Source organism: Haladaptatus pallidirubidus (assembly GCF_020700235.1).
Lineage (GTDB): Archaea > Halobacteriota > Halobacteria > Halobacteriales > Haladaptataceae > Haladaptatus > Haladaptatus pallidirubidus.
Map to the genome: position 1 here is coordinate 3,289,729 of NZ_CP085301.1, position 19,562 is coordinate 3,309,290.

A 19,562-nucleotide genomic window follows, 5' to 3' on the forward strand; every position below is an offset into this window, starting at 1 on the left:
TCAGCAATTCGGGACTCCGATGAAAATCACCTCCGCGCGCGGGCGGATGCTCCGACCGTTGGGCCACCCCGCGACGAGTCGGGGCTTCGCCGTGATGGCTCAGCCCTGACTGCTCACAGTTTCACCGTTCGCTATCCGAGGTGACAGTGTCACCTCGTATGCGGCGTGTCCTGTCGCCCGGACGAATAGCCGGTTCACTGTGGATGATTGACCACCCGGAAGGGTGCGCCAGCGCGTTCGCGCGAACGGGACGAGGCGACACGGTCGCCTCGCTGGCGAACGACGAAGCCGTGAGTGCCGAACGTCAGTGAGGCGTGAGCGTCATCCCGCGCTGGCGGGGAGGAGCGGGGACAGTGGCGGTGCGGAGGCGGTCACGTGTTGACGGCAACTGCTGACAACACTTCCAGAACTGTTCGAATGACTCGCTGTTGCCCTTGTTGCGGTACAATCGAAATCGCCTAGCACTCGACTCGCTCAGAAAACCCCACGTTTCGAAACACCGATACTGATAGGAACCTACACGAAAAAATCAGCAACTACGAATGTCCGCAGAGAGAACGGTTCACCTTCCGGTCGCGGCACAACCGAGCGTCGAAACCCTCGTCGACCTGACCCAACAGGCCGAACAGTTGGGCTACGAACGCGCCTGGCTTCCCGAAACGTGGGGTCGGGACGCGGTGACGAGTCTAACCGCGATGGCCCTCGGAACCGAGGAAATCGGCCTCGGCCCGTCGATTCTGAACGTCTACTCGCGGTCGCCCGCGCTCGTCGGCCAGACCGCGGCCACCCTCCAAGAAGTCTCGGACGGTCGAATGCGAATCGGTCTCGGTCCGAGCGGGCCGGTCGTTATCCAGGGCTGGCACGGCGCGGCGTTCGACCGCCCGCTCCGGCGCACCCGCGAAACCATCGACATCGTCAGAAAGGTGCTTGCGGGCGAGACGGTGAACTACGACGGCGACTGTTTCACGCTGGCCGGTTTCCGACTGCGCTGTGAACCGCCCGAAACTCCGCCACCAATCGACGCCGCCGGGATGGGGCCGAAGTCCGTGGAATTGGCGGGGCGATTCGCTGACGGGTGGCACGCGACCGTTTTCACCCCGGACGGACTGCGCGACAGACTGGAAGATCTCCGTCGCGGTGTCGAGCTCGGCGACCGCGACCCGGACGACGTTCGGGTGACGCTCTCGTTGACCTGTTGTGCGTCGGAAGACGGCGAGCGCGCTCGAAAACTCGCCCGTCAGCACTCCGCCTTCTATGTCGGCGGGATGGGAACTTACTACCGCGATTCGCTGGCTCGACAGGGCTACGAAGAACTCGCCAACGACATCTCCTCGGCGTGGGGCAGTGGCGATAAGGAACGAGCGACCGAACTCGTCGGCGACGACCTACTGGACGATCTCTGTGCCGCGGGGACGCCCGAACGCGCCCGCGAGGAGCTCGAAAAATTCGCCGACATCGACGGCGTCGATGCGGTCGCGGTCGGCTTCCCGCGCGGTGCGACGGTCGAGGATGCTCGGGAGACGATGGCTGCGTTAGCGCCCAACGAGTAAGGCCGCAGGCACATTTTTCGGACGGGCGAATCGGGAACTGGGGGTAACGGGGCACTTCTCCCTTCGCGCCCATTCGATGGGTGCCTCTCGAGCTACCGTCATTCGATGACGGTCGCGGTGACGACTGTGGAAGAGGCCTCCGGCGGTAGGCCTCCTCAGCCTTGCCCTTCGATTCTCGTTTTGCACGTAACCTCGTCTGCTCTTTCGTCCGCGGAAAGAGCAAAGTCGTCTGCGAACAACTAGCACGGTATGTCAATCGTTCGATTTCGCGGACGGGAAATCGACTGCGAAGAAGGTGCAGTGCTCAGAAACGTGCTTCTCGATGCCGGTGAGACGCCGCACAATGGCTCGGCCGACTACCTGAACTGCCGCGGAAACGGCGTCTGCGGAACCTGCGCGGTGGACGTTGACGGCGAAGTGAGCGACCGAAACGCAAGAGAACGGAGTCGTCTTTCGAAACCGCCGCACGACCCCGAATCGGGGCTTCGGCTTTCCTGTCAGACCCGCGTTATCGGCGATGTGGAGGTAGAAAAGTACGGCGGGTTCTGGGGACAGAAGGTGAAAGAATGATTGAGACAAGTGAGAGTAAATGACTAACGAGATCGACCGAATCGTCGCCGAGGTGTCGAGTTGGGACGGAATCGAGGCGAAGGCGCACCGATTCGGCGGGACAGAATTTCGTCTCGGCCCCCGGGAAGTCGGCCACGTCCACGAGTGGGGTATCCTCGACATCGCGTTTCCGCGACGAGTGCGCGACCAGTTGGTAGACGAGGGAAAAACCGGGGCGCACCACATCTATCCCGAATCGGGGTGGACGACGTTCCGCGTCGGGGAGACGGGAACCCTCGACGACGCGCTCTGGTTACTGCGGCTGTCGTACCTGAGCCACGCGAAAATCGTGCAGAAGTCGGCGAAAAATGCGGGTAAAGCTGCACCCACGTCGCTCGACGTGGAGAGCGAACTCGCAAACCTCGAACCGAGCGAGGAACTGCGGGCGGTTCTGTAGATTCTGTTGTTTATTTTTCAGCTCTTCGCCCACTCGGTCGCTTTTTCGACGGCAGTCGCTCTGGAATCGGTTTCCGCGATGGTGTTCCACTCATCGGCGTCCACGTCGTAGGCGTAGACTGCATAGCCATCGCCGCGATAAGTCAGATTTTCGACGTACAACTCCACGTCGTCGCCATCGCTTAGCCAGACTCGTATCTGCTTGCCACCTTCCAAATCCTCGCGTCGTCGCCAGCCCGAAATCGACATTACGACGACCCCCAATCCGTGATGCCGAGAACCGCGTCGCAGTCCGGACACGTCCAAACCTTCGGCGTGCTGGCCGCGGCCGCGCGTTCGAGTCGCTGTGCCCAGTCGGTGATGTCGGCGTCGCAGTTCGGACAGATGGCCATGCAAGTCGTGTCAACGCTGTTCGACTTGTAGGTTCGGGCGAACTATCAACACCTATCGGCGATAGTAGACATTTCCCGAAACGACCACGGTTTCGGACGAGGACGCGCCCGGAAGCGACCGTGACGGCCTGCGAACCGCGACGACGCCGCGTTTCAGCGTCGCCCATTTTAACAGGACGAATCCCGCGACGATGACGAGGAAACCGAGTATCGTGTTTTCGGTTATCGGTTCGCCGAGCAGGAGCCAGCCGAACAGGGTGGCGACCACGGGAACGACGTAGTTCACGAGGTTCGCCTCGCTGGCACCGATTCGCTCCAGCAGGTCGAAGTAGACGAAATAGCCGACGATGCTGGCGACGAAGGCGAGGTAGGCGAGCGAGACGAGTGCAGTGGGAGACGGCGAAACGCTCGGCACCCCGCGAATCGCGGCGCTCGTCGCGTGGAGGAACAGCGCCCCGACGACCATCATCCACGCCTGCTGGGTGAGCGTCGGGAGCGTCGTCTGAATTTTCTGTGTTAGCACCGACGCGACAGCGAAGACGAGCGCGGCGACGAACAGCAGGCCGACGCCGACGGTTCCGCCACCGAGCGAAGTCGGGTTGGCGACGACGATGACGCCGAGCAATGCGACCAGCACGCCCGCGATTTGGAACCGACCAAAGCGTTCGTTCGGGAGAAGCGTCACCGCGAACAACGGCGTGACGACCGGTTTCAAACTCAGGACGACCGCGGCGACGCCGCTGGTGACGTACTGCTGGCCGACGAAGACGAGCGCGAGGTAGAGACCGAAGATGAAGATGCCACCGATGGAGACGTAGAGCCAATCGGTGCGCGTCGCCGGTCGCCACTGATAGCTCTTCTGTCGGGAACCGAGTCCGGCCACGACGACCAGCATCACGACGCTGGCGACGTCGTACCGGAGCGCCGCGAACAGCACGGGCGGGAAGGTGCGCAGACCGGCTTCGATGGCGACGAACGACGACCCCCAAATAACCGACAGCAGGACGAACAGAACCGTATTTCGATAGCGTGACAGATTCATGAGATTTTATCGGACACTCCTTCGCAGGTGTGGAGTACGTCTAACAGCTTGTGACACTTCAAAATTCTCGGAAACAGTGTACCAATTCACACAGTCACACGCATCAAATATGATGAGGAACTCGTCCCCGGAAACGGTTTAGCGTCTCGCGTTCAGTCACACCCATGGCAGATACACGCACGGGGGCGGATTTGTTCACCGAAGCAGTCGAATCTTACGGCGTTCGGTACGTCTTCGGCAACCCCGGAACGACGGAACTGCCCGTCATGCGCGCACTGGGTGATAGCGAATTGGAGTACGTCCTCGCCCCCCACGAGGACATCGCGGTCGGAATGGCTGCGGGCTATGCCACCACCCGGCAGTACGATGCGAATAAAAACTGTCCCGTCGGCGTCGTCAACCTCCACGTCGCGCCGGGCGTCGCCCACGGGCTTGGAAACCTCTACGGCGCGTCGGTGACGGGCGCTCCGCTCGTGGTGACTGCAGGGGCGCACAGCCTCGATTTCCGCCACGAGGAACCTATCCTCTCGGGTGACTTGCTCGCCATGACCGACCAGTTCACGAAGTGGAGCGCGGAAGTGACCGACGTGTCCGCGCTCCCGACGATGCTCCGCCGAGCGTTTCGCGTGGCTCAAACGCCGCCGACGGGGCCGGTGTTCCTCTCCCTCCCGCTAGACGTGATGATGACCGAAACCGACGCGGACCCACAGCGACTCGGCAGGATTCAGAACCCGGGCGCTGGCGACCCGGGGGGGATTGCGGAGGCCGCGAATCTGCTCGCGGAGGCGGACGACCCGGTCCTCGTCGTCGGCGACCACATCCCTCGCCACGGTGCCTATTCGGACACCGACCCGGTTGACGCGGCGGTTCGACTGGCGGAGGCGACGGGTGCGCGCGTCCACGCCGAAATCCTGACCTGCGAAGTTTCCTTCCCCGGAGAACACGACCAGTGGGTCTCCCACATCCCGCCGGACGAAAACCTCGCGGCGGCGGTGATGAACAGCGACGCGGTCGTCTTCGCGGGCTGTTCGACGAACACGACGCTGACCCGTCACGACCGCGACCTCATCCCCGATCGCGCGACGATTATCGACCTGAACGACGAACCGTGGCAGGTCGGGAAAAACGCGCCCGCCGACGTTGCGGTGACGGGAGACCTCGGACTCGTGATGGACGCAATCGCAGAACAGGTCGAAATCGGAGAAGAGGCGTTGGACGAGCGATTGGAGCGCGTCCAGCAGTTCAAGACCTTCGCACGGCAGAAGATGGCCGAGATGGGAGAGGATGAATCGAGGCCAGAAGACGCCGAAGACGAATCGAACGTCGCCGACCGACGCGCTTCGAAAGCCGAACTCGTGGATACCCTGCGCGCCACCGCCTCGAATCCCTACATCGTGGACGAGGGTGTCACCTCGAAGTACGCCATGCTCACGCGCTGGGCCTTCGAGCGCGAGGGCTACATCTCGAACAAAGGCGGCGGGCTGGGCTACGGCCTGCCCGCCGCCGTCGGCGCGGGGATGGCCGAAGCCGAGAAAGACGACCCCAGACAGGTCGTCGGTTTCATCGGCGATGGTTCGTATCTCTACTACCCGCACTCGCTCTACTCGGCGGCCCGGTACGACGTGGACGTGACCGTCGTCGTCTCCGACAACCGAAATTACCGCATCCTGAAGGACAACACCATCGGGCTGTTCGGCGGGGAGGACGACGACCACGAGTTCGTCGGGATGGATTTCGACCCGCCAGTCGATATTCCGAAAAATGCCGAGAGCCACGGTGCGAAAGGCTATCTCGTGGAGTCGCCCGACGAGATGGCGGAGACGCTGGAACGGGCACTCGCCGAGGACGGGCCGAGCGTGGTTGATGTGTTGGTTCACGACTGAGATTCCGTTGGAATCTCAGTCGTTCACTTTCGAAACACCCGAATCGTGTCCTGTTCTCCCCGTTCGGAATCGATCTCGGCGAGGCCGAGGTCGGTGAAAATTCGGTTCCAGTTCCGGTAGTAGAGCGGAAATTCGTCGTTGACGTAGTTCACGCCGAGTTCCGTCGAATCCGTGTCGCGTTCGTCGGTGGCGTCGCCCCCCTCGTTTTCCACCGTGATGAGCAGGTCGTCGGTAATCCGGGCCAGTTCCTCAAACACCCACTCGTCGTCGGAATGGAGGTGTTGGAGCGTTTCCACCGAAAACACGGCGTCGAACCGCCCGTCTTCGAAGCCCTTCACGACGTTCTCTATCGCGTCGTGGTAGAACGTCCCCCGCTCTGCGAGGTCGGGATAGGCGTCGGCCATCACCTCGAACGCCTCGTCGTTGATTTCGATGCCGGACAGGTTTTCGTAGCCGTTTTCGAGGAGATGAGAGAGATGTCTGCCCGAACTGCATCCGAGTTCCAAGATGGTCGCGTCCGAACCGAAGCGCGCGTCGAAGCGGGCGCGAATCGTCTCGCTCGTCTCGTTCGGCCCGTAGTAGGCGTAGTAGTCCGGCGAGTACTCCCCCGACCGCTCCGCCCACGTCTCTCGGACTTCGTTCGGTTCCATTCGAACAACTGGTGCCTCTGGCCGTAAAGTCCCGCTGGTAGCGGCGCGGGTCGGAACCACTCTTAACTTGCTGGACGACGAAGTGGGAGCGATGTCGAACCTGCTTCTGTGTCCCGAATGTGGCTGGACTGGGTCGAAAAACGACCGTCACGGAACGCACGTCTGTCCGGTGTGTGATACCGAAATCGACGGTTAACGCCGACAGACGGTCAGTCGCGCATCCGCCCGCCGCCGACCGTTTCAGGGAACACCTTCCCCGGATTCAGCGTGTCGTTCGGGTCGAGAGCGCGTTTTATCCGGCGCATGGTTTCGACGCTTTCCGCGCCGTGTTCCAGTTCCAGATATTCGCGCTTTCCGCGTCCGATTCCGTGTTCGCCCGTGCAGGTGCCGCCGACTTCGATTGCTCGTTCGACGATTTTCGTCTGTACATCTTTCGCCCGCGCGACTTGGCTTTCGTCCGATTCGTCCACCAGCACGGAGTAGTGAAGGTTACCATCCCCGGCGTGGCCGAAGCAGGGAATCAGCAGGTCGTGTTCGTCGGCGAGTCGGGAAACGAGCCGAACCATCTCCGGATAGCGGCTGATGGGCACCGTCACGTCGCCGGGATGGAGCGGCGACAGTTCCGGATCGTAGGCCTGCACCGCGAAGGCGAGTTCTCGACGCGCCTGCCACAGGCCGTCCATGTCGTCGCCCCTGGCGACCTCGAATTGAGTCACATCGTTCGCCTCAAACACGGACCGACAGAACTCGATTTCCTCCTCGATGCCGTGGTTCGCGTGGAACTCCACGAACACCATCGGAGCGTCGGGAAGCGATGACCCGGTGTAGGCGTTCGCCATCGTCGCGCTCGTTCCGTCCACGAGCTCGATGGTCGCCACGTCAACTCCGGAGCGAACCGCGTCGGAAACCGCCTCCACGGCGTCGGAAATCGACTCGAAGAGCGCCCGACCGCCGCGAATCTGTTCCGGCAAACCGGCGAGTTCGAGTGTTGCCCGCGTCACGACCGCCAACGTTCCCTCGCTGCCGACGATGAGGTCTTTCAGGTTGTACCCGCTGGAAGTTTTGACTGCCTTGCTTCCCGCCGTAATGACCGACCCGTCTGCCAGTACCGCTTCGAGTTCTAGTACCCAATCGCTCACTTCACCGTATTTCACGGTTTTCATCCCGCTGGCGTCGTTCGCTATCATCCCGCCAACCGTGGAGATGTCGCCCGACGACGGAAGCGGCGGAAAAAAGAGACCGTGTTTTGCGACCGTCTCGTCCACGATTTTTCCGAGGACTCCCGGTTCCACGTCGATTTGAAAATCGTCCGAGCGAACCGCCAGCACGGCGTCCATTCGCGTTGTATCGAGGCTGATTCCGCCGCGCGAGGGGGTGGAGTTCCCTTCGAGACTCGTCCCCGCGGCGTAGGGCGTGACGGGAACGGCACGTTCGTCCGCGGCGGAGAGCACCGCCGAAACGTCCGCAGTCGATTCCGGCCAGACGACCGCGTCCGGGCGAACTTGTTCGGCTTCGGGCGTGCCCCAATCTCCCGCGTGCCCGGAACGATGGGAGTCACCGAACGAAATTTGGCTCTCGCCGAGCGGTAGGTCGCGGAGAAACGAACAGTCGTAAGTCATGCGATACCACACGGCGTAGTACGAAATAAATCTGTTCGACCTGTGAACGCAAAATTCGCTCTCCAGGTCGTTACATGTCAGCGTCCGACTCCTTTTTCTCTCCGAAAACACGCCGTACTACTTTGGTATCCAACTCATCTCGATTCTCTCGCGCCGACCGTCGAGCACCGAAAACCGCTCGCCACGCCGCCGTTCCAGCCAATACAGCAGTCGCTCCGCCCACCGTAGCTTCCGGCGTTTCATCGCATCTACGGCAGGATCATCGAAATCCCACCCGAGGAAGACGAGTTTTTCCGCCCCGAAATGGTCGGCCAGAAACGCGGCCCGATCGCCGTCGGTGAATCCGCCGAAATTCTCGACGGAACCGCGCGGTTCGGCTTGCGTCGTCGCTAGCACGTGGTTCACGTTGAACGTCGGCACGAATTTTCGGATTGCCGGGATGTTGTCCCCGTGAGCGTGTGCGGAAACCGGAATCCCCTGTTCGGTCAATGTACGCGCCGTTCCCGGATTTTTGTCGAGGTCGGTAACCATGCAGTCCACGTCGATTCCGGCGTCGAGAAGAACGTCGGTGGCGGTCGAGGCCGAGAATACTGCATCCGCGTCGCTCGCTTTGTCGAGTTCGTCGGCGAGCGGCGGTCCCGCTCCCGCGATGGCGACCGTTTTCCCGGCGAGGGCGTCGAACCGGGAATGGTCGAACGGTTTTGCGAGGTCTGCCAGCGCGTCGCGGGCGCGTTCGTCGTCTTCTTTAGGAAATCCGAAGTCATCGAGAATTTTCGCGTACACGGGTTCCCAGTCGGTGAATTTCATGCGACCTACTCGCCCGCTCCCTCGCGTCCGAACTCGTGGCCGATTATCGCGGCATCGAGCGTTTCTTTCACGTCGTGCGTTCGAATCACGTCGGCACCGCGTTCGACCGCCAGCGCCGTCGCCGCGAGGCTTGCAGGCAGGCGGTCTTCGGTGTCCCTCTCCACGACTTCGCCGAGGAAATTCTTCCTGTTGATGGAGACGAGAATCGGTCGTTCGAATCGGCGCAGTTCGCCGAGTCGGTCGAACGTTTCCCGGTCATCCGCCAGCGTTTTCTCTTCGCTCCAGCCCCCGAACGCCGGGTCGAGGATGGTTTTGTCGGTCAGCGGTTCGCGCGCCAACGCGTCGTAGATGTCGTCCACGCGCGCTATCGCGCCGGGGCGTTGCAAATCCGGCGGACTGGCCATCTTCACGACGGCGGCGTCGTGGCGTTCGCACACCGACACCATCTCCGGGTCGGCGAAGCCGCAGATGTCGTTTACCATGTCGAATCCCCGTGAGAGGGCTTCGTCCGCGACCTCGGCGTAGCGCGTTTCGATGGAAAACACCGCGTCGCCCGCGTGCTCGACGGTTTCGACTGCGGCGTCGAGACGGTCGAGTTCTTCGTTCGCGGTGAGCACTTCGAACCGCTTGTTCGCCGATTCCAGTCCGACATCGACGATGTCGGCACCCTCGCCGATGAGTTCCGAATCGACGTATTCGGCGGCGTCTACCGGGTCGTCGTAGACGCTCGGGTCGTAGGGGGACTCCTCGCTAACGTTCAGTACGCCCATGATTCGGGGCGGATGCGCCGGGCCGATTTCTAGCCCTCCGGCGGAAACGTTCTGCATACTCGAACTCAGCGCAGTGAACGAATAAAAGGCGGCCCTTTCAGGTGAGGTCGCTGGCGGAGATGTCGTCGCTCCAATAGATATCGCCGTCATATTCGATAACATACTGTTGTCTGTTCAAATATTGATCAAGTTCATCCGCGGCCATTTTGACGGAGTCAATATATCCTGGGGACAAATACGAAGTATATGATTCTTTGTGGTATGAATTATATATTGTTCCGGCACTATGTGTGGGAACGAGATAAGTATATATCTCAACAGTATATTTGCCTTTACTCTTCGGAATTATTTTTAGATGTGTGCCGAATCCGGAAGGAGATTGGCATATTGTTGCACCGCCGTCACCGATAATAAGATATTGGTGACCGAATAGCGTTTGTTTCTGCGCAATCGGTAAAGCAGAACGAAGAGAAAACCCAGCATTGAGTAAACGCGCTAACGACTGTCCAACTTTCGTTGCACTTCTGTTCGACACATCCGAGACGGTAACAATTCCTGCTTGGCTTCCTTTTTCGATCAATGCCTTTCCCTGTTTGTACGACCGGCAGGCATTGAGTAAGAACATTCGTACACCAATAGTTTCGAGCGCCGTCGTGTCGAGTGTACCGTTTGTGCACTGAATCCCTTGATGGTCAACATGACCGATGTAGTGAAGAAAGTCGATAGGTTCGCGTAGCATCTTGCGAAGTTCATCGGTTGTCAGATCGTACTCAATATCAACGTCGTACTCTACGAGGTCACGAAATCCGTACATCTCTTCCACCGCTCCCTCTGCCTTCATTCCCTCGTCGTTGCAGACGACCTGAATCCGAATATTTGGCTGCTCAGCGGGCTCTTGTTCGATACGTCGCCGCCGAGAGTCAACTGTGAGTTTATTACTTCCGAGTGGACATCCCTTACCAACCCACGCATGCTCCATGGTGTTTGTCGGTGTAGGCTCTACAACCAACTCACTCGATGGGTCCGACTCCCCGTCCATCGATGTAGTTCGACAAAATTCTGCGATTGCAGGAGGTTGTGGACGAAGTGATTTTCCCGTCGGTTCTGCCGGGCACCGAACGAGCGAGAGGTCATCCGCAACGAAGGGGAGAATTTCGGCGTTTCCGAGTGTTGGCACTACATCGGTCGTCAGATGCCACTGTGGCATGTGTGGTTCGAGTATCTCTGACGGAATGGAGAGATATGTCGTGAGTTGCTCTGTAAGTGAGGAGTCGTACAAATCGGCAAAGTCGATATCGAGCCGTTCTTTCACCGTCTGGCATGACTGTATGGTGAAATCGTAGTACCCCTCGGTTCGTGTTACGCAGTCGAGAAAGAACACCTGCTGGAGCGTATCAGCGACCGTCTGTTCGAAATCAGCAGACCCCGTGAGTGAATATTCGAAATCATCAGTAACAAGCCGAGGGACGCGCCCGGGGACGACTTTCGCACCGAGATAAAACGCGAGCGGCGTCACCGCATATACTGACGCATACTCTTGTGGAACTTCGATTTCGATTCCCGTATCGGGACGTTCGACTGATTTCGGAACCGAGAATTCGTTTCCCGATTCGACGAGCGGTGGATGGTCCCGAAGGGTGGGAAACGACCGCTCCGGACTCGTCGTTTTCAGCGCCGACCCGAACGACGACACCGCCCGCATTACGTCTCGAACATCCTCGGTAACGGTAATTACGTCCGAAGGCCGTCGATGCAGTGACCGTGCGGCGACTCGTACCGACTGTTCCCTCTCGAAATCTATTATCGTATTCCCACCTCTGCACGTCATATCCACAGCGGATTCCACGTCGATGTAGAGTTTTATTGGTGCAGTTCCAAACGTTAGATAGTATTTTCTATCAGGTATCGAGAGAGAACCCCCGTCCGGACTGAAATGCTCGACGATATTCTTTCCGCTCCAGAAGTTGACTTCAACGCGCTTTGGCAGGCGAATCCTCGTCGTCGAAAAACGAACCGCAGAATCCATCGGAAACGGAAACTCGTCCGTACTCGCGGGATGTATCGAAACGGGTTCCGGCGTATGTAATTCGAACCGAACCTTCTCTATCGGATCGTAAACCTCAGCGCCCGACGGGTTCGAAATCGTATTGAACACCGGAACAGACGATGTCTCTTCACCGGAGGGGAAAATCGAATCAGCCATATCGAACCCACTTCGTCGCTTGGCGGTCGTGCCCGGAAATCACCTCGGACGAGTCTTGTCGCAGGACGACTGTGCGCTCGGCACGTCGTGGTATTTCGAAGTTGTTCTGCATAGGTAAACGAATGCAGTATGAGGATAAAATTAGTTCGTCTCAGCAGAGGTCGCTGGCGGAGATGTCGTCGCTCCAGTAGTAGTCGCCGTCGTACTCGAACGGCATGGATTCCAGTTCGAAGAAGTCATCCAGTTCGTCTGCCGTCAGTTTGAACGTATCGAGTACTCCGGAACACAAGTATTTGCTATCTGCGGCCTCCAAATTGAGCTCGTAATACGTGCCGATGGTGAACTGTTGATTGACGTAGGAGTGGATTTCGAACAGATACATTCCATCGTCGTCGCGCGTGATGCGAGCGTAGTGACACGCTCCCGACTGCGGCTGGCAGAGTGAAGTCCCACCGTCGCCGATGGTGACGTACTCATAGCCGGAGAGAGTTTGTTTCCGGGCGATAGAGAGTGCAACCCGGAAGGGGAAGCCGGTGTTGAGGAGTCTGGCGAGGGTTCGCCCGACTTTCGTTGCGGTCGGGTTAGAAACATCCGACAGGGTGACGACACCCACGTGGCTTCCCTTTTTTATCAATTCGGTTCCCTGTTCGTACGAGCGGCACGCGTTGAGGAGGAACGTTCTAACCGCGACATCCTCGACGTCGCGGGCGTCGAGGATGCCGTCCGAACATTGGATACCCTCGTAATCGACGTGACCGATGTAGTGAAGAAAGTCGATGGGGCTCGCCAGTAGGTCACGAAATTCGTCAGTCGTGAGGTCGTATGCAATATCGACATCGTAATCGACCAACGTCCGGAATCCGTACATCTCCTTGACGACCCCCTCTGCTCGCATATCTTCGTCGTTGCAGACGACCCGGATTTGGATGTTCGACCGTTCGGGAGCGGTCTGTTCGATGCGCCGACGCAGGGACGCAAGGGTAACCTTGTTGCTCCCGAGTGGGCACCCCTCGCCGACCCACGCATGTTCGACGCTGTCGACGGGTTTTGGTTCGACAGTCAACCGTTCCGGAAGCCTCCTCAGTTGTTCCGCCGTTGTGCTTCGATAGAAATCACCGATTTCCGCCGGTGGCGAGCGTTTCGGATTCTTTTTCGGTGCTGCCGGACACCGAATGAGTGAGAGGTCGTCCGCGACGAAGGGGAGAACTTCGTCGTTATCGGACGTCGGCGTCACATCAGTCGTGAGATGCCACTTGGGGATAGCGGGTTCGAGCGTCTCGAACGGAACGGAGAGATATTCCGCCACTCGCTCTTCGAGTGGCATCTCGTACAGCGCAGCAAAATCGAGGTCGATGCGAGGTTCGATCCGCTGGCGCTCGTTCAGCGCTACTTGATACAGTCCCTCGGTTCGAGTGAGACAGTCGAGGAAAAACGTGTGTTGAAGCGTGCGTGCAACCTCTGTTTCGAAAGTCGTCGGCCCGTCGAGTGCGTGTTCGACCCCATCAGCCACGAGACGAGGGGAGGTTCCGGAAACGACTTCCGCACCGAGATAATACGCAAGTGACGCTGCAGGATACACGTACTCGCGCGTCGGGGGAACGACGAGTTCGACCCCGGTGTCGGGCCGTTCGACGGTGTCCGGGACGGAGAACGTTTCACCGCGTTCGATGGTCGGTGGATGGCCGCGAAGCGTCGGGAACGACCGCTCCGGACTCGTCGATTTCAGCGCCGACCCAAAGTGCGAAACCGCGCGCATGACATCTTCGATGTCGTCGGGAACGGTAATCGTCCCAATAGGTCGTTCGTGAAGCGAGCGCGCGCCGAGCGTCACTTCGCTTTCCGATTCCAGTTCGATAACTGTGTTTGAATCGTCGGTGGATAGCGTCACCGGACTCCCGACGGTAAGATACAGTTTGATAGGGAGGACGTACAACTCTAGATAGGGCGTACCGCGAGAGGATATAGAGCGGCCGTGTTCCGTAGACCTGTTGAAGACGATGTTGTAATCCCGGTCACGACCGTAGACGCCGACCAACTTCGGGATCTCGATTCTATCGGTCGAAAACGTCACCGCCGAGGAGACCGGGAACGGATATTTATCGACGTTATCGTGATGGAGTGACAGGGGTTCTGGCGTGTGGAGTTCGAACCGAATCCGTTCGATAGGGTCGTACACCAGCACGCCGGAGGGGTTCGAAATCGTCTCGAAGCGCGGACGGGACGATGTACTCGTGTCGGTCGAAAAAGAAAGGTCGCTCATAGTCGCACCCAATTTGTCGTCTGGTTGTACCGCGGAACGTGCCATCGTTGTTCCGGAACGAGGCTGTCCGTCTGCCGTAGTTCGACGCGGGCGTCGAACAGCGGCGACAACTCTTGGACGATTGCTTCGTCGTCTGGCAGCGGCAGATGATAATGCGCCATCCCCGAAACGCCCCTAACGAGGGCAGTTATCGTCCGGATGAATCGTTCGACGACCGACTGGTTGTGCTGTTCCAACGGCTTGATAAGCGAATCCAAAGAGAGGCGAAGTTCCGCGGAACCAAGCCCGTCGGCCCACTCGTCGTAAAAACTGACGGCAGTGACGATTTCAGCGCGAAGTTCGCGGAGCGGGTCGTCCGAGGAACTGGTCGATTGTGGAATGGTTGGCATGGATATCGAATCTACGATCGCACGTTCGTCGTTGCCCCAGTCGATGACCCAGACGCTCGGGTCGTCGGTCGTCGTTCCGGTGGGGAGTTTCAAATTTGCGTATCTGGCGGTCGTTCCGGTAAACACCAACACGCGCTTTCGCTCTTCCGTCGTCGCCCCGAGGAGTTGTATCGTCGTCCGGTTCGTCGTCGTTTCAGAGACCCGTCCCGTGACGAGAATGTTACAGCCCTGTCGCTTGAATTCGGAGAGAACGTCGTGAAACTCGGGCGAATTCCCGTCTCCACGGAACGAAATCTCTGCGGGACGCATTGTTAGATAACTGAGGGAACCGGATAGAGATAAAAATTCGGATGGTAGCGATAAATGTTAATTAAATATTACCTCCATTGCGTCGTTGATATCCCGAATCGCCATCGTCTGTTCTTCGACGACGGCGGCGACTTCCTCGATACCGAGCGTCGTTCCTCGACAGCCTCGCCGATTTCGGCGAGGCTGTCCATCGCGACATCGACTTGCTCGATGCTGGCTTCTATCTCTCCTTCGTCCAACCGCGTGACCGCGCTTTCGGCGATTTCCTCCGCCAATGCGTGTACAGTTCGAGCAGTCCTTTGCGTGCCTCGCTCATCTCGTTGGTATCGCGTTCGGATTCGAACAGTTTCTGCTCCATGTCCGAATCGAGTTCTACCCCGTCGTCTCTCGCCCCAGCTGTTGTGCCATGTCCGTAGCATTTTACTCAATTATATATGGTTTCTAAGACATAGTGTCACGGTGATGTTGTGCGTATAAATCAATATAAAATATCGTCGTAGCTTAGCGCGAAAGCAGAACCGATGTCAACATCGGCCAGCGCACAGACACGCTCTTTTTGTCCTTGCAGTCGCTACGGAGGTATAATGGGTAAAGTGAGTATCGGGCTTCGCGGCTGGCGATTCGACGAGGACGAAGTGTTCACCGAGGACGGTAACTACCGACCGATGGACGAAATACCCGACGATACGCAAAAACGGCTTGGACGGCTAACCGCGCTCGTCGGCTCGCCCTGTGACGCCTGTTGGCTGATTCACGGCGACGGAAATCTCGAGGGGTGTAACGTGACTGAAGTCGTGTACGGCGAACCGCTCTCCGAAATTTCGGTCTGTTCCGAACACGAAACCGACTTCCTCTACTGGTATTTCGAGGAGGACGGCGAACGGTTCCGCGGCGAGGACGAACTCCAAGACGAGTTCCACGAGTGGTTCGCCGACGGCGGGCGCGCGCCTGAGGACTACGGCACGATGGAGCACGTCGATACCGACCCCGACAACCTTCCGGAACCGCCGGAACCCGACCTCGAAGAGCTGAACGTCGAACTGCCCGAAGACGAACAGGAGAAAATCGATCTCCGCGACGTGGATATCTCGCAGGAATATCCGAAATGAAGCCCGCAGTTGCCATAGTAGAACCGAAGACGCCCGGCAACATCGGTACCATCGCACGCGCAATGAAAAATTTCGGGATGGACGACCTGAAACTCGTCAACCCCCCCGAAATCGAGCGCGACGGCGACGCCTACGGTTTCGCCGCACAGGCCCGGAACGACGTTCTGCCGAACTACGACGAGGTGACGTTCGACGAATTGGTCGAAAACTACCACACCGTCGGAATGACGGCGACGACGAACGAGGACGCCAGTCGACACGTCCGGTTTCCGTTTAAAACGCCGCGCGAACTGGCCGATAGCCTGGCCGAAGTAGGGACGAAGACGGTGCTCATCTTCGGACGAGAGGCAAACGGCCTGACGAACGACGAACTTGCGCGCGTGGACGAAATCTGTTCGATTCCGGCCAGCGCGGAGTACCCCGCGCTAAACCTCGGACAGGCCGCGACGGTTACTTTGTACGAACTCCGAGATGTAACCGTCGAACAGCGCCAGCTCCCGGATGTCGAGCGAGAGCGCGCGAACGAATCGGAAATCGAGGGGTTTTACGACGCGTTCGCCGACCTGCTCGAAAGCAGCGGCCATCCGGAGGAGAAACGACCCAAAGCGATGCGGATGATTCGGAGAGTGATCGGACGGGCACACCCCACCGGCCGGGAAATAACGACGCTCCGCGGCATCGTTCGACGGGCGAACCAGCGCGCGGAGGCGTCAGACGCGCGTCGAATGGGCTGCAACGATAGGTAACTACTTTATGTCGTGTCGTCAGAGTAACTGGTAGCATGCTGTCTGCCCTCCACTTTCATTCCCTTCCTCTCGGAACCCAGTTCACGCTGCTTGTCGCGGTTCCGAGTATCGTCACCCTCTTCGTCGGGAAGTTGGTGTTTCTACCGGATGCGCGCCTTCGTACTATCCTCCGTGACTTTCTCAAAACGGATTGGAAATACCTCGGCGTGGCGTGGGTCGTCACGAACGTCGTCAACACCCTCGCGCTTCATTTCCACGCCGGGCGAACGTTCACCGAGTTCGTCTACGCCATCGAGGGTGCGACGGTCGCCACGTTTCAGGGAATCGCCTCGACGCCGCTGACACTCCTGTTTACCGCGGTGTACCTCGTCGGCTTCCCGTTCGTCGTGCTGTTCACGTACTTCAAGCTGAAGGCACACAACGAGGAGGAAGCGAAACGATACGCGCTGGCCTACGTGTTTCTCGTCGTGTTGTCGGTGCCGTTCTTCATCCTCTTCCCGGTGAAGGTGTCGTCGCTGTACCTGACTACCGTCGAACCGCTGATGTACGAACTCGACCCGGCAATCCAACACGGCATCTTCTCGACCGATACGCTGGTCAAGGCGTTTCCCAGCCTCCACACCGGCCTGTCGGTTCTTGCGGCACTGTACGCCCGAAAGGCGGACACCGCCTACGCCTACACGATTGGCGTTCTCGCGGTTGCTATCGTCTTCTCGACGCTGTATCTCGGCATCCACTGGATGACCGACGCAGTGTTCGCAATCATTCTCGTCGGCTGTGCGTACTACCTCTCACGACGGGTTAGCGAACCGCGCTGGTCGGTCGTCTCGCGCGAGGCAGTCGCCGCGGTTCGGCGGACTGCGGGCCGATAGCGACGGGAGTCGCTATCGGCCCGGCACTTATCGTCTCGATACGCCGGTATCAACGATTACGTAGCTCGACGCCGTCGTTGGAGCCGTGACCAGACGCCTTCTCATCGCGGTGGACGACTCGGAACCGGCACGAAAGGCGGTCGAGCACGTCTTCGAATTGTTCCCCGAGGACACCGTCGTCGCCCTGCACGTCACCGACCCGCTCGGCGAGAGCTACGGCGAACGGAACGACTCGGACGAGATATTCGACTGGGTGCGCGAAACGGCCGACGAGTACGGCGCGGCCGTCGAAACGGTAACCGAATCGGGCGATACCGCCGAAACGGTCGTCCAATTTGCAGAAGAAAACGACATCGACCAACTGTTCGTAGGAAGTCACGGGCGGGCGGGCGTCTCTCGAATCCTCCTCGGAAGTGTCGCCGAAACGGTCGTCAGAGACTCGCCAGTACCGATTACTGTGATTCGATAGCGACTCGATACCGAGGTCGTTTTACAGGCCGATAGACGAACGGATGTATGGACAGGCGGTTAGCAACGAGCGTTCACACGGGACTTCTCATCGCGGTACTCGGCGCGTTCGCGTGGGTAACCGGGTTTCCGATGCTGTTTCCGAGTCTCGGTCCGTCCGCGTTCGTACTGGCCATGTTTCCGGATGGTGAGGCGAGCGACACTCACCGCGTCGTCGTCGGCCACGCTATCGGCGTCGTCGCCGGATTGTTCGCCTATCACCTCTTTGCGGGCGGCGTCACGATGACGACGCAGGTGACGCCGCTGTCGATGCCGGGATTTCGACTCGCCGCCAGTGGTTGTATCGCCACTGTCCTCACCGTCGGCGGAATGTTGGCGCTCCGCGTTCGCCACCCGCCGGCCTGTGCGACGACGCTCATCGTCGCGCTCGGATTGTTGTCGAGTCCAGCCGAAGGTGCCACGATTCTCGTCGCTGTCGTCATCCTCGTCGGAGTTCAATCGCTTATCCTCTCGGTTGTCAAATTGACAGAGCAGACCGACATCACGACCGATATCTCCGACTGAGAAGACCGATTCGAGAACCGAATCAGGTTTCTTCGAGCGTGTCGCCCGTTTCGTCCGTCGTTTCGTTTTTCGTGCGGTACTCCTCCGATAGCGCGACGTGGCCGTAGTTGACCAGCGCGACGAAGACGGTTCCGCCGACGGCGTTGCCGAGCGTCGTCCAGACGAGGAAGTGGCCGAAATCGCCCAGCGTGATTCCTTGTCCCATGAACATCGCCGACAGCACTTCCGTCGTTCCGAGCAGGCAGTGATGGAACGGAGCGAGTCCGATGCCGGTCGTGACGATGATGACAAACAAGATTCGACTCACGGTGTCTCGACTGGCGGCCACGAGCCACGTAACGAGTCCCATAAGCCACCCCGCGATAACGCCGGAGAGGAAGATGACCCACGCCGGAAGCGGAATGAGTGCATTCGCGAGCGTTCCGAACGCCGCGGGTTCCGCGATGTTGAGAGCGGGCCCGAGAAGCGCGATGAGTCCCGCGAACAGGACACAGCCGACGAGGTTCGAGACGTAGACGATACCCCACAGTTCGCCGAGGTCGGATTTGGATGCCCGTCCGTCGAGCACCGGCAACACACCCATCGTGGTGTGTGCGGTGAACAGCTCAGTCTGTCCGAGGACGACGAACAGAAATCCGACCGACGATGCGACTGCGAGGAGGAACTGCTTGACTAGCGGCGAGGGAAACGACGGTGAAAACGTCAGCACCATTCCCATGAACAGCGCGCCGAAACTCACGTTGAGTCCGGCGGCTAACCCGGAGAGAAACAGCCCTTTCGAGGGCCTGCGAATCTCCTTTAGCGCGTTGTTGATCTCGCGTTCGAGGATGTTTCCGTAGGAGAGCGTAGCCCCGGACGGATCAACGTCCGCGTCGGAACTCACGCAGTTGCACCCCACCGGAGAAACAGTAAGCAATTCGATTC

20 protein-coding genes and 1 pseudogene are annotated in these 19,562 nt (G+C 59.3%); 9 read left to right on the top strand and 12 right to left on the bottom strand.

Annotated elements, in window-relative coordinates; all coding sequences use genetic code 11:
• Positions 1–542 precede the first annotated feature (542 nt).
• The 3 genes from LIX15_RS17690 to LIX15_RS17700 all read left to right on the top strand — a co-directional run bounded on the left by LIX15_RS17690 (position 543) and on the right by LIX15_RS17700 (position 2,556).
• Positions 543–1,550, top strand: a complete 1,008-nt coding sequence (locus LIX15_RS17690) for a TIGR04024 family LLM class F420-dependent oxidoreductase (RefSeq protein ID WP_227774667.1) — start codon at positions 543–545, stop codon at positions 1,548–1,550.
• A 249-nt stretch (positions 1,551–1,799) separates the two neighbouring features.
• Positions 1,800–2,120: a 2Fe-2S iron-sulfur cluster-binding protein gene (locus LIX15_RS17695; protein WP_227774669.1), complete on the top strand. Its 321-nt coding sequence runs from the start codon at positions 1,800–1,802 to the stop codon at positions 2,118–2,120.
• A 19-nt stretch (positions 2,121–2,139) separates the two neighbouring features.
• The gene (locus LIX15_RS17700) at positions 2,140–2,556 is read left to right on the top strand and encodes a luciferase domain-containing protein (protein ID WP_227774671.1); all 417 of its coding nucleotides are present in this window, start codon (positions 2,140–2,142) and stop codon (positions 2,554–2,556) included.
• 17 nt (positions 2,557–2,573) lie between these two features.
• On the opposite strand, the gene LIX15_RS17705 is transcribed toward LIX15_RS17700, so the two are convergent.
• The 3 genes from LIX15_RS17705 to LIX15_RS17715 are packed head-to-tail and all read right to left on the bottom strand — an operon-like array spanning position 2,574 to position 3,989.
• A complete protein-coding gene (locus tag LIX15_RS17705) occupies positions 2,574–2,804 on the bottom strand; it encodes a hypothetical protein (protein ID WP_227774673.1) in 231 nt (76 codons plus the stop codon).
• A complete protein-coding gene (locus LIX15_RS17710; RefSeq protein WP_227774675.1) occupies positions 2,804–2,947 on the bottom strand; it encodes a hypothetical protein in 144 nt (47 codons plus the stop codon). The genes LIX15_RS17705 and LIX15_RS17710 overlap by 1 nt, the downstream gene beginning before the upstream one ends.
• 52 nt (positions 2,948–2,999) lie before the next feature.
• Positions 3,000–3,989 carry a DMT family transporter gene (locus LIX15_RS17715; protein WP_227774678.1) on the bottom strand — a complete coding sequence of 330 codons (990 nt, stop codon included), beginning with the start codon at positions 3,987–3,989 and terminating at the stop codon, positions 3,000–3,002.
• A gap of 164 nt (positions 3,990–4,153) precedes the next feature.
• Between LIX15_RS17715 and LIX15_RS17720 the strand changes: the two genes are divergently transcribed.
• A complete protein-coding gene (locus tag LIX15_RS17720; RefSeq protein WP_227774680.1) occupies positions 4,154–5,872 on the top strand; it encodes a thiamine pyrophosphate-binding protein in 1,719 nt (572 codons plus the stop codon).
• 23 nt (positions 5,873–5,895) lie between these two features.
• Here LIX15_RS17720 and LIX15_RS17725 read toward each other — a convergent pair whose 3' ends face one another.
• From LIX15_RS17725 to LIX15_RS17765, 8 genes and pseudogenes are all read right to left on the bottom strand, one after another.
• Positions 5,896–6,522: a class I SAM-dependent methyltransferase gene (locus tag LIX15_RS17725; RefSeq protein WP_227774682.1), complete on the bottom strand. Its 627-nt coding sequence runs from the start codon at positions 6,520–6,522 to the stop codon at positions 5,896–5,898.
• A 209-nt stretch (positions 6,523–6,731) separates the two neighbouring features.
• Positions 6,732–8,141: an FAD-binding oxidoreductase gene (locus LIX15_RS17735; RefSeq protein WP_227774686.1), complete on the bottom strand. Its 1,410-nt coding sequence runs from the start codon at positions 8,139–8,141 to the stop codon at positions 6,732–6,734.
• 117 nt (positions 8,142–8,258) lie between these two features.
• Positions 8,259–8,948: a 6-hydroxymethylpterin diphosphokinase MptE-like protein gene (locus LIX15_RS17740; RefSeq protein ID WP_227774687.1), complete on the bottom strand. Its 690-nt coding sequence runs from the start codon at positions 8,946–8,948 to the stop codon at positions 8,259–8,261.
• A 20-nt stretch (positions 8,949–8,968) separates the two neighbouring features.
• Positions 8,969–9,775: pseudogene (folP, locus tag LIX15_RS17745) on the bottom strand (dihydropteroate synthase); the annotation flags it as partial.
• Positions 9,776–9,815: 40 nt separating this feature from the next.
• The gene (locus tag LIX15_RS17750; protein ID WP_227774691.1) at positions 9,816–11,921 is read right to left on the bottom strand and encodes a hypothetical protein; all 2,106 of its coding nucleotides are present in this window, start codon (positions 11,919–11,921) and stop codon (positions 9,816–9,818) included.
• A 151-nt stretch (positions 11,922–12,072) separates the two neighbouring features.
• Complete coding sequence (locus tag LIX15_RS17755) at positions 12,073–14,181, bottom strand: hypothetical protein (protein ID WP_227774693.1); 2,109 nt, start codon at positions 14,179–14,181, stop codon at positions 12,073–12,075.
• Complete coding sequence (locus LIX15_RS17760) at positions 14,178–14,879, bottom strand: DUF7504 family protein (protein WP_227774695.1); 702 nt, start codon at positions 14,877–14,879, stop codon at positions 14,178–14,180. Before LIX15_RS17760 ends, LIX15_RS17755 begins: the two co-directional genes overlap by 4 nt.
• Positions 14,880–14,947: 68 nt before the next feature.
• A complete protein-coding gene (locus LIX15_RS17765) occupies positions 14,948–15,154 on the bottom strand; it encodes a hypothetical protein (protein ID WP_227774697.1) in 207 nt (68 codons plus the stop codon).
• A gap of 309 nt (positions 15,155–15,463) precedes the next feature.
• Here LIX15_RS17765 and LIX15_RS17770 point away from each other — a divergent pair, with 309 nt between their 5' ends.
• The 5 genes from LIX15_RS17770 to LIX15_RS17790 all read left to right on the top strand — a co-directional run bounded on the left by LIX15_RS17770 (position 15,464) and on the right by LIX15_RS17790 (position 18,638).
• Positions 15,464–15,988 (top strand): DUF8114 family protein, encoded by a 525-nt coding sequence (locus LIX15_RS17770; RefSeq protein ID WP_227774698.1) that lies wholly within the window; start codon positions 15,464–15,466, stop codon positions 15,986–15,988.
• A complete protein-coding gene (locus tag LIX15_RS17775) occupies positions 15,985–16,734 on the top strand; it encodes an RNA methyltransferase (RefSeq protein WP_227774700.1) in 750 nt (249 codons plus the stop codon). The genes LIX15_RS17770 and LIX15_RS17775 overlap by 4 nt, the downstream gene beginning before the upstream one ends.
• A 35-nt stretch (positions 16,735–16,769) precedes the next feature.
• On the top strand, positions 16,770–17,606 hold the full coding sequence (locus tag LIX15_RS17780; RefSeq protein WP_227774701.1) for a phosphatase PAP2 family protein: 837 nt from the start codon (positions 16,770–16,772) through the stop codon (positions 17,604–17,606).
• An 85-nt stretch (positions 17,607–17,691) separates the two neighbouring features.
• Complete coding sequence (locus LIX15_RS17785; RefSeq protein ID WP_227774702.1) at positions 17,692–18,075, top strand: universal stress protein; 384 nt, start codon at positions 17,692–17,694, stop codon at positions 18,073–18,075.
• A gap of 47 nt (positions 18,076–18,122) precedes the next feature.
• A complete protein-coding gene (locus LIX15_RS17790) occupies positions 18,123–18,638 on the top strand; it encodes an HPP family protein (RefSeq protein WP_227774703.1) in 516 nt (171 codons plus the stop codon).
• 22 nt (positions 18,639–18,660) lie between these two features.
• Here LIX15_RS17790 and LIX15_RS17795 read toward each other — a convergent pair whose 3' ends face one another.
• Positions 18,661–19,521 (bottom strand): formate/nitrite transporter family protein, encoded by an 861-nt coding sequence (locus LIX15_RS17795; RefSeq protein WP_227774704.1) that lies wholly within the window; start codon positions 19,519–19,521, stop codon positions 18,661–18,663.
• Positions 19,522–19,562 lie beyond the last annotated feature (41 nt).